Source organism: Pseudomonas sp. LBUM1676 (genome assembly GCF_059695605.1).
In genome coordinates, this window is sequence record NZ_CP166777.1 from 596,099 (window position 1) to 611,200 (window position 15,102).

Below are 15,102 nucleotides of genomic sequence, written 5' to 3' on the forward strand. Positions count from 1 at the left end.
CTGGATACAAGCCTATACTTCGATCCAGACAATCCACCCCTGATTCCGGACAGCATGAACAGTAAACACATCGATCTGCTCGATTTCAGCGAGCTGCCGGCCGCGGTTTACTTCCGTTATGCCGATTTCAATGGCCACGAATATGCCTCGGCCCACCGTCATCCCTGGGGCACCCTGGAGTATTCGGCCAATGGTGTCTTGCACATGGAAATCGGCAGCATCCGCTTCATGTCGCCGCCGCAATACGCAGTGTGGGTGCCGCCGCAGGTCGAGCACAGTTTCTACAGCCATCAGCCGATCAACTATCGCGCGGTCTGCCTGGCACCGACACTGTGCAGTGATTTGCCGCAACAGGCCTGCACGCTGGCGATCAGCGACATTTTGAAGGCGATTCTCAAAGACTTCGCCGCGCGAGATGTGAAGATTCCCGAGCGCGACGCCGACAAGCGACTGGCACAAGTGCTGGTCGATCAACTGCAACTGGCGCCGGTACATGAATGTTACCTGCCCTACGCCAGCAGCCCGGCGTTGCTCGGCATTCTGGAAGCCATGCAGGCCGAGCCCGGCGATCATCGTCCCTTGGCACACTGGGCCGCGCACATCCATGTCAGCGAACGCACGCTGGCGCGGCAGTTCGCACGGGAGTTGGGCATGAGTTTCGGCGAGTGGCGCCAGCGGTTGCGGTTTCTGGCAGCGATCGAAGCGCTGGACAGCGCTCGCAGCATTCAGGAGATTGCCTTTGATATGGGGTACAGCACCGGCTCGGCGTTTATTGCAATGTTTCAGCGCCAGGCCGGATGCACGCCCGATCAGTATCGGCGTAGCACTCTTGAGCGCAGATGATGGCGTAACAGCCTTTGTCTACACTGCAGAGCGAGGCCGCGCCCCTCGTTGCGGCAACAAGGAGAAAACTTCATGAAGATGTTGCGTGTCCCTTTGTTGATGATCGGTTTGCTGCTCTGTTCCCAGGGGTTCGCCGAGACTGCCCAGCAGAACAAGATGACCACCTGCAACGCCGACGCCACGGCCAAAAGCCTCAAGGGCGATGAGCGCAAAGCCTTCATGAGTAACTGTTTGAAAGCGGCGCCGGCCAAGGATGACGCCAAGGCCATGACCCCTCAGCAAGAGAAGATGAAAACCTGTAATGCCACGGCCACGACCCAGGCGCTCAAGGGCGATGCGCGCAAGGCATTCATGAGTGAGTGTCTGAAAAATAAATAAACACTGGGTTGGGATGTGTGGGGGCTGTGAGGGCCTCTTCGCGAGCAGGCTCGCTCCCACAGTGGATTGGCGGCGTTACAGTCCACCACCGCCCCATGTGGGAGCGAGCCTGCTCGCGAAGAGGCCGGGCCAGGCACAACAAAAAGTTGCCTGAGCCCCGACAAAGTTCGACCTGCACATTCCCTAGTGCTGACATCGGAACGCTGGCAGACTGCCAATCCTTTATCGCCGTTCGTTTTGAGGCTGTATGCCAACGTTTTCTCAACGCCAAGTCTTGCTGGTAATCAGTTGGATCATCATCTTTGGTGGTTTGCTGCTGGTGATCCCGTTGCGGTTACTGCCCAGCCTCCTGGCTGGTTTGCTGGTGTTCGAACTGGTCAACATGCTTACCCCACAATTACAGCGGCTGATCGAAGGTCGGCGTGCGCGCTGGCTGGCGGTGGCGTTGCTGGGCACCTTAGTGGTCAGCGTGCTGGCGTTGATCTTCGCCGGCGCCATCAGCTTCCTGCTGCACGAGGCGGAAAACCCCGGCGCTTCCCTCGACAAATTCATGGGGGTCGTCGACCGGGCGCGCGGGCAATTGCCGCCGTTCATCGACGCCTATCTGCCAGCCAGTGCTGCCGAATTCCGCGTGGCGATTGGCGAGTGGATGAGCAAGCACTTGAGTGATTTGCAACTGGTGGGCAAGGACGCGGCCCACATGTTCGTGACGCTGCTGATCGGCATGGTGTTGGGGGCGATCATTGCCTTGCAACGGGTGCCGGACTTGACCAAACGCAAGCCGCTGGCTGCCGCACTGTTCGATCGTTTGCATCTGCTGGTTCAGGCGTTTCGTAACATCGTGTTCGCCCAGATCAAGATTTCCCTGCTCAATACCTTCTTCACCGGGATTTTCCTGGCGGTGGTGCTGCCGATGTTCGGCATCAAGCTGCCGCTGACCAAGACCCTGATCGTGCTGACCTTCCTGCTCGGCTTGTTGCCGGTGATCGGCAACCTGATGTCGAACACCCTGATCACCATCGTCGGCTTGTCACTGTCGATCTGGGTGGCGGTCGCGGCGCTGGGTTACCTGATCGTTATCCACAAGCTCGAATACTTTCTCAATGCGCGCATCGTCGGCGGGCAAATCAGTGCCAAGTCGTGGGAGTTGCTGCTGGCAATGCTGGTGTTCGAGGCCGCGTTCGGCCTGCCGGGGGTGGTGGCGGGGCCGATTTATTATGCGTATTTGAAGAGTGAGTTGAAGCAGGTGGGGATGGTTTGATCCGGTAGATGTAGTGCCTGAGCTGACGCCTTCGCGAGCAGGCTCGCTCCCACAGGGGAATGCATTCCAATGTGGGAGCGAGCCTGCTCGCGAAGGACGCGCCGCGGTTTCAGATCAATCCATCGTGCCGTAACGCTTCATCGCTTCAATCGCCAACCCGCTGCCGATGCTGCCAAAGATATTCCCTTCCACATGCCGCGCGTTCGGCAACATCGCCGAAACACTGTTGCGCAACGCCGGAATCCCGCTCGAACCGCCGGTGAAGAACACCGTATCCACCTGGTCGACCCGCACATTGGCATCGTTGAGCAACTGGGTGACGCTGTTGCGCACGCGTTCGAGCAGGTTGTCGATGGCCGCTTCGAACAGCGCCCGGCTCAATTCCACACTCAGGCCCGGCTCGATGCGGTCCAGCGGTACATGGCGGCTGTCGGCATGGGTCAGCTGGATCTTGGTTTCTTCCACTTCCATGGCCAGCCAATGCCCGGCGCGCTGCTCGATCAGCTTGAACAGACGGTCGATGCCGCCGGTGTCCTCGATGTCGTACCGCATGCTGCCCAGGGCCAGGGTCGACTTCTGCGAGTACACCGAGTTGATCGTGTGCCAGGTCGCCAGGTTCATGTGGTGGCTGGTCGGCATGTAGGCGCCGCTCTTCATGCGGCTGCCGTAGCCAAACAGCGGCATCAGGCCCTGCAGGCTCAGCTGTTTGTCGAAATCGGTCCCGCCGATATGCACGCCGCCGGTGGCGAGGATGTCGTCGTGCCGGTTGTCGTGGTTGCGGCGCTCAGGGGACAGGCGTACCAGGGAGAAGTCCGACGTACCACCGCCGATGTCCACAATCAGGACAAGCTCTTCCTTTTCGATGGTCGACTCGTAGTCGAACGCCGCCGCAATCGGCTCGTACTGGAACGACACATCCTTGAAGCCGATGGCGCGGGCAACGTCGACCAGGGTGTTTTCGGCTTCCTGGTCGGCCATTTCATCGTCGTCGACGAAGAACACCGGACGACCCAGCACCACTTCATCGAACTCGCGACCGGCGGCAGTCTCGGCGCGCTTCTTCAACTGGCCGATGAACAGCCCGAGCAGGTCCTTGAACGGCATGGCCGTGCCGAGGACGCTGGTGTCGTGCTTGATCAGCTTGGAACCCAGCAGGCTCTTGAGCGAGCGCATCAACCGGCCTTCGTAGCCTTCCAGGTACTCGTGCAGCGCCAACCGGCCGTACACCGGGCGGCGCTCTTCCATGTTGAAGAAGACCACTGACGGCAGGGTGATCTTGTCGTCCTCCAGCGCGATCAGCGTTTCCATGCCGGGGCGCAGCCAGCCGACAGTGGAGTTGGACGTGCCGAAGTCGATACCACAGGCACGGGCTGGAGATGCGTTTTTCATGTCTTTCAGGTTCCGGTTAAAAAACGGCCGCGCAGTGTATGCCACTGCGGCACAGATTCGAAGGCCGACTATCCGCTAAATCTCGGCGATTGGCGCTTGATAAGATGGCCGGATGCCCCAAACTTGTCTGCATTGAGCCTGGCAGGCACGGGATGGTCGCAAGAACTGTCCACTGCTGCCGATAAACTTCTGATGCGCTGCCCGGTCACAACACTAGAGATCGGTCAACCAGGCGGCGGCCAATGAGCGCATGCTGCCGGTGGTGGCGCGATATCGATAACGGACGGTGATTCCCTCGATGGACTTCAAAGACTATTACAAGATTCTCGGCGTGGAGCCGACCGCGGACGATAAGACGATTAAAGCGGCTTATCGCAAGCTGGCGCGCAAGTACCACCCGGACGTCAGCAAGGAAAAGGACGCCGAGGCCAAGTTCAAGGATGCCTCGGAAGCCTATGAAGCGTTGAAAAGCGCCGACAAACGCGCCGAATACGACGATTTGCGCAAATATGGCCAGCACGGCCAACCGTTCCAGGGGCCGCCGGGTTGGCAGGGGCGTGGCGCTGGCGGTTTCGGTGGTGGTCAGGACACGGGCGATTTTTCGGACTTCTTCAGTTCGATCTTCGGTGGCCGTGGCCCTGGTTTTAATGGTGGACAGTCGCGTCGCAGCACCGGACGTCGAGGGCAAGACGTGGAAATGGAACTACCGGTTTTTCTGGAAGAAACCCTCTCGAACGAGTCGAAGAAGGTCACCTTCCAGGTGCCGCAGTACAACGCTGCCGGCCAGCACGTCAGCAATACCAGCAAAAGCCTGAACGTGAAGATCCCGGCCGGCGTGGCCGACGGCGAGCGTATCCGCCTCAAGGGCCAGGGTGCGCCGGGTGTCGGTGGCGGCGCCAACGGCGACTTGTACCTGATCATTCGTTTTGCGCCGCACCCCAAGTTCGACGTCGAAGGCGAGAACCTGATCATCACCTTGCCGGTCGCCCCCTGGGAGCTGGCGCTGGGCACTGAAGTCGCAGTGCCGACCCTGACCGGCAAGATCAACCTCAAGGTCCCCGCCGGCAGCCAGAATGGTCAGCGCATGCGCGCCAAGGGCCACGGCCTGATGAACAAGGCCGGCGAGCGCGGTTACCTGTTCGTGCAACTCAAGGCCGTCATGCCCAAGGCCCCGGATGACGAGGTCAAGGCGTTGTGGCAGGAACTGGCGAAAAAAGCCGCTTTCAATCCGCGAGAACACTTCTGATCCAAGAGACGGAGTAGCCCATCATGAGCAACCCCCTGATCGTTCAACTGGACATGGCAGAATTCTGTGAGGCGACCGACCTGTCGGACGTCTACGTGATCGAAATCGTCGAGCACGGCATCCTCGAACCTCAGGGCGAAGAGCCCAAGGATTGGCGTTTCAACGATTATGAGCTGGCGCTGGCCAAGCGTGCCGCGAAATTGCGGCACGATTTGGAGCTGGAGTGGGAAGGTGTTGCCCTGGCGCTGGACCTGCTTGAAGAGGTCCAGCAGCTAAGGGCGGAGAATCGGATGCTCAAGCAGCGGTTGGGGCGGTTGGTGGTTGAATAGTTGAAGGTTTGAAGCCCCCGCAATCTAAGGAGCTTAGATAGCTGCTTCGCGTACTTTTACTGTTTGTTGCCTTAGTTTCCGTTTCTCACATTTGTGCTGAACACTTCCAGGTTTACTCGTACATCTCTTTGTGAATCAATACTCAAGCCAAGTTCAAGATCTCCGGGAGCTAGAGGAAGAGGGCGTGTGACTGGATTCAAATCGGCTTTTTTTTGATGATGCCTGGGAACATTCCATTTAGCAGGGTTGGTCGGCTTCACAGCCCTGTTGATGGGTGGGCCAAGAGGTGACGAGCCATCAGAGGCTGGCGTTGAGCTAATCCTGGTAGGGCCTTGAGCGTTCATTGGCGTCTGTCTAGAAGAATCTATGAACGGTGCTGTTGCCTGTCTTTCACGCGGAGGTCGTACAAATGGTGAGTGTTCATTAGACGCAAGTAATTTTTTGTGTTCGGGGGGCAGACGAACGAGAACATGCGTAGGCAATTGTGTTTGCGACTGCTTTGGCCGTGGAGATAAGGTGCTGGCTGTGCTGGCTGTGGAAGCGACAGAGACGCTGGATGGACTGTTAGGTAAAGGGCTATAAGTTGAACCCTTCCTGCTGAAAAAATTCTTAATTTTTTTCCATGATGGTAACCATCGAACATGCCCAGTCGGGTCCGAAAAATTCACCGGATCGCCCACGCAATACATATACGCGTTCAACCCACCTCCATTAAACGGGCTCCAACTGTCCGGGCTATGAAAACGCATCAATGTCGGGTTGTAAGCACGGTAGCCATTGCCAAGCAAATACCAGCCGAGGTGCGCTTCGCGCAGGCCACCGTTGAAACCAAGGTGCGTAGCGACTTCCTGCTGCGAGGACTGCTGGCCGTACGCGGAATAAGCAACAGAATTGGGCTCGGCTCCTGCGACTTCGGCGAGTATCGAATTTTTGTTGTCGGTAGTTAGCAGGACAATGCGTGACGGCAATGAGCGGGCATGGTTATCAGCAGGTAAGTGAGGCATGGCAGAGCCTTCCTTGGTAAGAGGGGAGACATTGATCAGCGCCCCCAGTTTGACGCTGCTGCTGAGTGTCGGGAACTAGCAGAACTGATAGTGAGGCGTTCCCATGCTGGATCTGCTGAGAAAGGTCCAGCAACTGCAGGCCGAGAACAACGCGCTCAAATCCTGAATGCACCGGGTATTATTTTTAGATCTTGCGGGGCAACACCACGACAAACAGCGTGCCATCGGTCTCATTGGAACTGACTTCGATCGTCCCGGAGTGGGCATTGACCACTTCCTTGACAATAAACAGCCCCAGACCGAGGCTGGTGGAGGGCTGGCCGAGTTCTTCGTCGGCACTGCGCACCAGTGGATCGAAGATGGTGCCAATAGCATTCTCGGGAATCGGTGTGCCGTAGTTATGCACCGTGAGGCGAACCCTGTCTGGTTCACCACTGAGGGTGACTGTCACATCGCGCTTGTTCAAACCGTGCTGCAATGCATTGCCGATCAGGTTTTGCAGGAGTTGATCCAACCGCCCGGTATCCCAGACACCCCGGGTATCCCCCGATACGTTCAGCGTCGGGTCGCATTCCGGGTTGCCGGCACAGGCTTCGGCAATCGCGGCACGGGCCGCGTCCGCCAGGTCCATGGACACAGGTTCGACCGGCAGGCTTTTGCCCAGACGACTGCGCACCAGCTCCAGCAAATCGCCGACCATCACCGCCATGTGCCGCGCGCCGCGCTTGATGTTGATCGCACAGGTCAGCGCATCGCCTTCGAGCGGCGCTTTGCGCAGCAGCAGTTCGGTGGACATGCTCACCGCTTGCAGCGGCGCCCGCAGGTCGTGGCCGAGGATTGCCAGAAAGATGTCCCGCGAGCGATTGACCTGTTCGGCATAGGCGGCGGTGGATTCGGCGAGGGCTTCATCGATCGCTTCATTGAAACGGATCATGTCCTGGAAATAGGTCATGTCCGGCGATTCCAGGCTGTCGACCCACAAACGAATCACGCAGGCCCGCAAATGGCGGAATTCGGACGTCATTTGCACCAGGTCGAAACCGACGGTGTGGCGCAATTCGCCATGGCAGGAAGCGGCCACGTCCAGGCTTGGGGTTTTCTCCGGGCCTTCGCCTTTGGCTTTGGTCTCTTGCTCGCTGGTGGTCTGTGCCGTGCGCATATCGGCTGCCGAGGCCAGCAGGATCGACTTTGCGTGATCGCGCAACGTCGTGCGGTCCAGCTCGCCAGCGCTGATGGCTTCGGCGAATTTTTCCCATTCGTCAACAATGCGATCTACGTGCTGCACGATGAATTCGGATAAACGCATGGCTGGGCGTCTGCATGGCAATGATAGCCAATGAGTGTGGCGCATCCTGACGGCTTTGTCGTGGCCCTGCTGCAAGCGCCGATGAAGCAGCGTCGTAGGCTGCTTCATTGAATGGTCATGACGCTATGCTCGGACATCAGCAGATGAAATTTTGATTTGTTGTCGGTGATCTGCAGTGAGTAAATTCAAGTTCGATCGAATTGCATACGGATATGCGACATGCCTGAATCTATTGAAGAAAAAACTACAATTGACGAACCTGGCGATCATGAAAAGGGCCGTCACTTCGACTTTATAAAAAGTACGATCCCCGACTGCCTTGTCCAGGCCTCACCGCAACGACGCAAGGTACTCAAAGATATCAGGCCCACGCTCCCGCACTGGTATGAAAATAGCTCGATGGATCAGCGCAGTGTACTGAAAGCGTTAATGGAAGCTGATTGTCATGGGCAAAATACATGGGATAAAACCATTGATACTGTGGCAAGTGTCACTGAATATGCCAAGCCGTTATTGATTGCGGCTTTGGCCAAAGAAGCCATCGACCTCGATGTCGAAAAAACCTGGGTGCGCCTCTATTACCCGATAGATTACAAATTCTTCGGCATCCCGACAGGCGTGAACACCGGTGATGTGCGCACGAGAACCTTTTCGTTGCTGCAGGCGGCATTGCATAATTTCGAAGTGTTCGAGTCCGAGGAGGGTTACTTTGACAAAGACTCTTCATTCATTACCGAGCCCGATGCGCAGGGACGCTTCGAAGTTCTTGATCCCGACCTGGAAATTCAGCAGTTTGTAATGATTTGTCGAAAACTGGATATCGGTGGTCAGTATGAAAAATACATCAAGGACTTTCTTTATAAGGGTGGCGTAGCGCATCAGCAGGCGTTAAGTCAGGCTTTCATCGATAGCAAAAAAGCCGCCATGCAGGCCGCCGCTTATGCCGCCTTCCTGAAGGCTGATATCGAACTGACGCATTACAATTCGTTAGTCGAGCTGATCAATGGACAGCCTATCGTCAAAGATGCCGCCAGCCATCGGCAAATCAGCTACAGCCCGCTTCGGCTGATGGGTTACGAAATCGCCGAATGCGCGGTGTTCTTTCCAACCCACGCCAATCGTTACGATGGCAGCTATGTCATCGCCTATATTCCCGACGATCCCGAGTATCCGATAAAAAAATACGCCTCGTTCGCTGACTTCGAAGAGCAGCTGACCCATCAATTGATGCACCGACCCGCTGGCAGCCGAATCGACAGCGCCAAGGATGCGCTCACCGACTATCAACGCTTCTTCAGTCGTTTCATTTCGGAGAAGGACCGCGGCCGTTTTTTTCTCCGATTTACCCAGAAGGTCCTGGATGCGCCGTCCGGCATGTACTGGAAGGACCAGGTGCGCGGTTATCTGAAGTATTTGAGCCCGGCTTCAAGACTGGTGGGACCCCTTGAGGATCGACACTGGCGGCGAGACCCACTGCAGAATATCGATTTGCACGCCGAACTTTCATTGAATTTTCAGTGGGTTGGCATGGCCGGTATCTGGACTGAAATGTTCCGCCAGAAACGTCGGCATATGCTTGAGGATGCGCAGGTCATTGCCGTTTCCACCGCCGCCGAAGATGGCATCACCCGCGACCGTCGGCTCTCCAATTACCTGAATATCGGCCTGTCTGTCATCGGTATCGCCGCGTTTTTTGTGCCGCCGGTAGGTGCCGCCATGCTGCTGGTCACCGCGGATCAGTTGTTGTTCGAGACGATCGAGGGCGCTCGCGAGTTGAGTCAGGGCGACAGGGAGGCGGGCTGGGCACACATCACCGATGTGCTGGAGAGCCTGGCGACGATGGCGGCACTGGCGCCGGTGTTTCACTACACGGTTTCGCCTTTCATCGAAGGCTTGAAGTCCGTCACGCTGCCCAGTGGCAAGACGCGGTTGTGGAAGCCCGATCTCAAACCCTATGAGCGCAGCATCAAGTTGCCAGCCAACTCCAGACCCGACAAGTTGGGGCTGCATCAGCATGGCGGTCAGAACATTTTGCCGCTGGAGGGCAAGCATTACGTCTTGAAAGAGGAGCCGCACTCCGGAACATACCGGATCCAGCACCCTGGTCGGGAGGATGCCTACCAGCCGGAGCTGAACCATAACCGCAACGGGGCCTGGAATCATGAGGTAGACGCACCCCGGGAGTGGCCCAAACGCACTTTGTTACGGCGTCTGGGGCACTCGGTGGATGCCTTCACCGAGAGTGAGCGCGAACACATGCTCAAGGTCAGCGGCACCCATGAGGACGTGCTGCGCAGAATGCATGTCGAAAGTGAGCCGGTGCCGGCACTGCTGGCGGACACCATCACGCGATTCCAAGCCTATGCCGATGCCGGCGAAGTGGGGGCACAGATTCGTGCCGGGCAGCTTCAGGATGATCTTTGTGCCTATGCCGCGTCCTTGATGGTCGAGTTGCCAGGATGGCCTCGTTCTAAAGCGATTGAGGCGTTCGAGGGCTCTGATACAAGCGGCAAGTCAGTTCAGTATGGTGATATCGCTGCACCGCCTGCTGACGTCATCAAGGTCAGCCGCACCGAGCTGATGACGGGGCAATTGCCGGAGCGTGTCCTGTCGTCACTCGACGAGCAGCAAATCACCAGCCTGGTCGGCCAACAGGTTGCGCCGGACCAGCAAACCCTGACCTTGCGAGCTCGATTGGCGGACCAGGCAGATCAGGCCAGGGCCCGGATATTCCAGAGTTTGTCCAAAGATCGGGAGGCATTGGGAAATCCCCGGACTCAACTGATCCAGCGCAATTTTTCCCCTGTGTCGACCAGGCTCGCAAACGAGCTGTTGGATGATGCGACGCCGAACGAACTGCGCCAAATGAAGACCACCAGGCGCCTTCCGTTGCGACTGGCGCAAAAAGCTCGCCTGGCGCAGCAGCAGGTGCGCTTGTCGCGAGCTTATGAGGGGCTTTTTCTGGAGGCGCTGGCGTCGCCGGACACTGAAAGCCTGGTTCTGCATACACTGGGAAAATTGCTCGGCAAACCTGGCGATTTGCGCATCGAAGTCCGGGATGGCTCATTCACTGGAGCCCTGCGAGCCAGCGTCGGCCCCGAGGATGCCCTTCAGCGCAAAGTGCTGGTTCGTATAGGAGATGGCCAGTACGAGGCACGCGACGCCAGCGACAATCACCTGCATGGCAGGGATGGCCTGTACGCCGCCCTTCAGCACGCGTTACCGGATGCTCGACGGCGGGCGCTGAACGTACCCCATGTGAGTCAGGGTGCCGATCTCAAGGCGCTGATCAATGAACAGGCACTGACACGCGATGAACTGCGCGCTGTATTGAAAATGCAGGCGCAGCGTAAACCGTTCTTCAAGCCACTGACGCTGTTGCCCGACGGTCGGCGCGGCTACCCTTTGAGCGGTCGTGGTCAGAGTGCATGGGAGCGCAATATCGAGGAGCGGGTCAGAACGCTCTACCCCGATTTCACCCCTGAGGAGTTCGACGATTTCGTCGCGGACCTGAATGCTCAAGACGACCCGCCAGAACGCCAGCTCAAGCGGCTCGAGCGGGAGTACGAGCAACTGGATGACAGCCTGCAAAACTGGTTGAGGGCGCCGAACGAGTGGTCAGGCATAAGAGACAGCCCGCAGTACGTCAGAGAGTGGGGTGCGAGGATTAAAATCGTCAAAGCCCTCAAGCAGGCTTGGCAAAGGACCGGTCCAAAAGACCATGACGCCTACGGCAATTATCGTGGCCAGAACATTGATCTGAGTGATACCTCGTTGCAATACCAGCTGCGTAGCTTGCCGACGCTGGAAGCGAATTTCGATCATGTTACCCGGCTGAGATTGAGTCGTTCGGGATTCAGCAATGAGGTGGAGGGTTTTCTTGGACTCTTCCGTCAACTTCGCGCCCTGAATCTATCCAGTAACCAGCTGACCCGCGTTCCAGCAGCGCTTGATGACATGCCGCATCTGCTTGAATTGCACTTGAACAATAACCAGATCACGCTGACCGGCCCCGCCATCGAGCGCATCAGGAACCTGACCCGGTTAAAGATCCTTGGGATGGAAAACAATCCACTGGCCTTGCCGCCCGATATCAGCCGAATGCCTGATTTGCACATACTGAACTTATCGAATACTGGCATCGCCGTATGGCCTACCGGGGTCTTTTCCCTGCCCCGACCCCGGCATTTCGATCTGAGACTGACCAATAACCGCCTTACCCGGATACCTGTGGTAGCCCCGGGGTCGTACCGGGCTGAAATAGTGGCGCGCACGCTGATCAGTCGCGGTCGGCAATGGCTGTCATCAGAAAATCTCACAGCGCTTAGGATCTACATCGAATCGGTAGGGCTCGATCCCGACCGGCGATCGCCCAATTCGGTGATTTCCGACAGCAGTTTCTGGATCAAGGCGTTGCCGCCAGCGCAGCGAGCGACACCACAACTACGAGCGTCAAAACGTGATCTCTGGGGGGCGGTTGCGGACGAGTTCGGTTGCGAGGCATTTTTTGCTGAAATAAAAAAACTCTCCAGCTCCTCGGATGCTTTTCCCGATTATAGAGCCGACCTTGCCGGCAAGGTCTGGCGAATGCTGGAGGCGGTAGCTGAAAGCACCGAACTGCGCGAAAGGCTCTTCAAAGACGCGCTTGTTCCCTCCACGTGTGTCGATTCCGGTGCGCAGCTTTTTAACGCCATGGGCGTTGAAGTATTGGTCTATGAGGCCTACGGCCTTGTAAACAAGGGGTTGGTGGAATCGGAGCTGGTGAGTCTGGCCAGAGGCAAGTCACGGTTGAACGAACTGGGCAGGATCGCCCGAGCGAGAGTCAAGGAACTGCTGGCGCAAGGCCGGAAATTTCCTGAATATGATCGCAACGGCGACTTGGTGGCGCAGCGGGATGAGGAGGGTAACTTCGTCAGGTCTATTGATGAAGTGGAAATTCATCTTGCCTTTGTCACTGCCCTGGCTGAGCGCCTGGATTTGCCTTGGCAGTCGCGCAGCATGATGTTCGAGGAGGTGGATGTCACGCCGCTGATGATAGAGGCCGCCTGCAAGCGAGTACTCGCGCTTGAGGAAGGCGATCTTCTGAGCGATTCAATTCTCGAGCAGGGTTTCTGGAGCCAGTATATCCAGGGCGCCAACCGCAAAGCGTTCAACAACTTGCGGCGCAGAATCGACGCTGTGTCAGACCTGCAAGTCGCACAAGAACAATGGACGCCAACCGCCGAGGTATCAGCGCGTACCCTGTTGCGTAAAAAAATCACGACGCTCGCGGCGCTACTCGGCAAACAACTGTCCGATGTCCCTCCCGGTCGCGTGATGACGGATGAGGAGTACGTGGCAGAGCTCGTTTTGATCGATACCGAAAGGAATAACCTGCTGAAGAAATTGACCCGGGACGCTATCGATAGAGCCAGACTTCAAAGAGTCGAAATCCCTTTTACGGTGCAATCGGATAACAGTTGAATCGTCTTTGAATCAAAGGCCGGGGTGCGGATTTTTTGCACCCAGGCCTTTTTATGCCCAGCATTCAGAACAGGAAATACCGCTGGGCCATCGGCAACACATCCGCCGGTTCGCACCACAGCAGCACACCGTCTGCCTTGACCTGATAGGTCTGCGGATCGACGTCGATGCTCGGTAGATAATCGTTGTGGATCAAGTCGGTTTTCTGCACGTCGCGACAGCCTTTGACCACGGCGATTTTCTTCCTCAAACCCAATGCTTGCGGCAAGCCTGCCTCTTGCGCCGCCTGGCTGATAAAGGTCAGGCTGGTGGCGTGCAGCGAGCCGCCGTAACTGGCGAACATCGGACGGTAGTGCACCGGTTGCGGCGTCGGAATCGAGGCGTTGGCGTCGCCCATCAGACTGGCCGCGATGGCGCCGCCCTTGAGGATCAGTGTCGGTTTCACGCCGAAGAAGGCTGGACGCCAGAGCACCAGATCCGCCCATTTTCCGACCTCCACCGAACCCACTTCATGGCTGATGCCATGGGTGATCGCCGGGTTGATGGTGTACTTGGCGATGTAGCGCTTGGCGCGGAAGTTGTCGTTGCCTTCGCCATCACCGGGTAGCGGGCCACGCTGTTTTTTCATCTTGTCGGCGGTCTGCCAGGTGCGGGTGATGACTTCGCCGACCCGGCCCATCGCCTGGCTGTCGGAGCTGATCATCGAGAACGCGCCGAGGTCGTGCAGGATATCTTCGGCGGCGATGGTTTCGCGGCGGATACGGCTTTCGGCGAACGAGACGTCTTCGGCGATGCTCGGGTCCAGGTGGTGGCACACCATCAGCATGTCGAGGTGTTCGTCGATGGTGTTGCGGGTGAACGGCCGGGTCGGGTTGGTGGAACTTGGCAGCACATTCGGCAAACCGCAGGCCTTGATGATGTCCGGCGCATGACCGCCACCGGCGCCTTCGGTGTGATAGGTGTGGATGGTGCGGCCCTTGAAGGCGGCGAGGGTAGTTTCGACAAAGCCGGACTCGTTGAGGGTGTCGGTGTGGATCGCCACCTGCACGTCGTATTGGTCGGCGACGTTGAGGCAATTGTCGATGCTGGCGGGCGTGGTGCCCCAGTCCTCATGCAGCTTCAGGCCGATGGCGCCGGCCTTGACCTGTTCGATCAACGGCTCTGGCAGGCTGGCGTTGCCCTTGCCGGTGAAGCCAATGTTCATCGGGAAGGCATCGGCGGCCTGGAGCATGCGCGCCAGGTGCCAAGGCCCGGAGGTGCAGGTGGTGGCGTTGGTCCCGGTGGCGGGGCCGGTGCCGCCGCCGATCATGGTGGTGACGCCGCTCATCAGCGCTTCTTCGATCTGCTGCGGGCAGATGAAGTGGATATGGGTGTCGATGCCGCCGGCGGTGAGGATCATGCCTTCACCGGCGATGACTTCGGTGCTGGCGCCGACCGCGATGGTGACGTTGGGCTGGATGTCCGGGTTGCCGGCCTTGCCGATGCCGGCGATACGCCCGTCCTTGAGGCCGACGTCGGCCTTGACGATGCCCCAGTGGTCGATGATCAGCGCGTTGGTGATCAGGGTGTCGACGACTTCGGCGGCCAATAATTGACTTTGGCCCTGGCCGTCGCGGATGACTTTGCCGCCGCCGAATTTCACTTCTTCGCCGTAGGTGGTGAAGTCCTTTTCCACTTCGATCCACAGTTCGGTGTCGGCCAGGCGGACCTTGTCACCGACGGTAGGGCCGAACATGTCGGCGTAGGCCTGACGGGAAATCTTCATTCATTCGCCTTGAGATTCAATTGAGTTTGAAATCGTTCGCTGCGCTCACTTTCGCGAGCAGGCTCGCTCCCACAGTTGATCGCATTCCCCTGTGGGAGCGAGCCTGCTCGCGAAGGAG

The 15,102-nt window shown here is 57.9% G+C and carries 10 protein-coding genes; 6 read left to right on the forward strand and 4 right to left on the reverse strand.

Going from position 1 to position 15,102, the window contains the following annotated elements:
• Positions 1-54 precede the first annotated feature (54 nt).
• The 3 genes from ACA041_RS02690 to ACA041_RS02700 all read left to right on the forward strand — a co-directional run bounded on the left by ACA041_RS02690 (position 55) and on the right by ACA041_RS02700 (position 2,482).
• Positions 55-843: an AraC family transcriptional regulator gene (locus ACA041_RS02690; RefSeq protein WP_497439769.1), complete on the forward strand. Its 789-nt coding sequence runs from the start codon at positions 55-57 to the stop codon at positions 841-843.
• Positions 844-915: 72 nt separating this feature from the next.
• Entirely contained in the window at positions 916-1,221 is a 306-nt protein-coding gene (locus ACA041_RS02695; protein WP_497439770.1) for a PsiF family protein, read from the forward strand.
• A gap of 247 nt (positions 1,222-1,468) precedes the next feature.
• Entirely contained in the window at positions 1,469-2,482 is a 1,014-nt protein-coding gene (locus ACA041_RS02700) for an AI-2E family transporter (RefSeq protein ID WP_497439771.1), read from the forward strand.
• A 114-nt stretch (positions 2,483-2,596) separates the two neighbouring features.
• Here the strand turns inward: ACA041_RS02700 and ACA041_RS02705 are convergent, their stop codons facing one another.
• Complete coding sequence (locus tag ACA041_RS02705) at positions 2,597-3,871, reverse strand: Hsp70 family protein (protein WP_497439772.1); 1,275 nt, start codon at positions 3,869-3,871, stop codon at positions 2,597-2,599.
• A gap of 298 nt (positions 3,872-4,169) precedes the next feature.
• On the opposite strand from ACA041_RS02705, the gene ACA041_RS02710 reads away from it, so the two are divergent.
• Together ACA041_RS02710 and ACA041_RS02715 are read left to right on the forward strand one after the other, a co-directional pair.
• Complete coding sequence (locus tag ACA041_RS02710; protein WP_497439773.1) at positions 4,170-5,117, forward strand: DnaJ C-terminal domain-containing protein; 948 nt, start codon at positions 4,170-4,172, stop codon at positions 5,115-5,117.
• A 23-nt stretch (positions 5,118-5,140) separates the two neighbouring features.
• The gene (locus ACA041_RS02715) at positions 5,141-5,446 is read left to right on the forward strand and encodes a chaperone modulator CbpM (protein ID WP_497439774.1); all 306 of its coding nucleotides are present in this window, start codon (positions 5,141-5,143) and stop codon (positions 5,444-5,446) included.
• Positions 5,447-5,517: 71 nt separating this feature from the next.
• Here the strand turns inward: ACA041_RS02715 and ACA041_RS02720 are convergent, their stop codons facing one another.
• Together ACA041_RS02720 and ACA041_RS02725 are read right to left on the reverse strand one after the other, a co-directional pair.
• Positions 5,518-6,450: an RHS repeat-associated core domain-containing protein gene (locus tag ACA041_RS02720; RefSeq protein ID WP_497439775.1), complete on the reverse strand. Its 933-nt coding sequence runs from the start codon at positions 6,448-6,450 to the stop codon at positions 5,518-5,520.
• A gap of 184 nt (positions 6,451-6,634) precedes the next feature.
• Positions 6,635-7,756 carry a sensor histidine kinase gene (locus tag ACA041_RS02725; RefSeq protein WP_497439776.1) on the reverse strand — a complete coding sequence of 374 codons (1,122 nt, stop codon included), beginning with the start codon at positions 7,754-7,756 and terminating at the stop codon, positions 6,635-6,637.
• 219 nt (positions 7,757-7,975) lie between these two features.
• Here ACA041_RS02725 and ACA041_RS02730 point away from each other — a divergent pair, with 219 nt between their 5' ends.
• The gene (locus ACA041_RS02730; RefSeq protein WP_497439777.1) at positions 7,976-13,219 is read left to right on the forward strand and encodes an NEL-type E3 ubiquitin ligase domain-containing protein; all 5,244 of its coding nucleotides are present in this window, start codon (positions 7,976-7,978) and stop codon (positions 13,217-13,219) included.
• Positions 13,220-13,283: 64 nt separating this feature from the next.
• On the opposite strand, the gene ureC is transcribed toward ACA041_RS02730, so the two are convergent.
• On the reverse strand, positions 13,284-14,984 hold the full coding sequence (gene ureC, locus ACA041_RS02735) for an urease subunit alpha (RefSeq protein ID WP_497439778.1): 1,701 nt from the start codon (positions 14,982-14,984) through the stop codon (positions 13,284-13,286).
• Positions 14,985-15,102: the final 118 nt, after the last annotated feature.

Bases quoted from the DNA above. Each gene is read 5' to 3' on its own strand.
- ACA041_RS02705 (WP_497439772.1), bottom strand. From the start codon at position 3,871: ATGAAAAACGCATCTCCAGCCCGTGCCTGTGGTATCGACTTCGGCACG.
- ACA041_RS02695 (WP_497439770.1), top strand. From the start codon at position 916: ATGAAGATGTTGCGTGTCCCTTTGTTGATGATCGGTTTGCTGCTCTGT.
- ACA041_RS02730 (WP_497439777.1), top strand. From the start codon at position 7,976: ATGCCTGAATCTATTGAAGAAAAAACTACAATTGACGAACCTGGCGAT.
- ACA041_RS02690 (WP_497439769.1), top strand. From the start codon at position 55: ATGAACAGTAAACACATCGATCTGCTCGATTTCAGCGAGCTGCCGGCC.
- ACA041_RS02725 (WP_497439776.1), bottom strand. From the start codon at position 7,756: ATGCGTTTATCCGAATTCATCGTGCAGCACGTAGATCGCATTGTTGAC.
- ureC (WP_497439778.1), bottom strand. From the start codon at position 14,984: ATGAAGATTTCCCGTCAGGCCTACGCCGACATGTTCGGCCCTACCGTC.
- ACA041_RS02700 (WP_497439771.1), top strand. From the start codon at position 1,469: ATGCCAACGTTTTCTCAACGCCAAGTCTTGCTGGTAATCAGTTGGATC.
- ACA041_RS02715 (WP_497439774.1), top strand. From the start codon at position 5,141: ATGAGCAACCCCCTGATCGTTCAACTGGACATGGCAGAATTCTGTGAG.
- ACA041_RS02710 (WP_497439773.1), top strand. From the start codon at position 4,170: ATGGACTTCAAAGACTATTACAAGATTCTCGGCGTGGAGCCGACCGCG.
- ACA041_RS02720 (WP_497439775.1), bottom strand. From the start codon at position 6,450: ATGCCTCACTTACCTGCTGATAACCATGCCCGCTCATTGCCGTCACGC.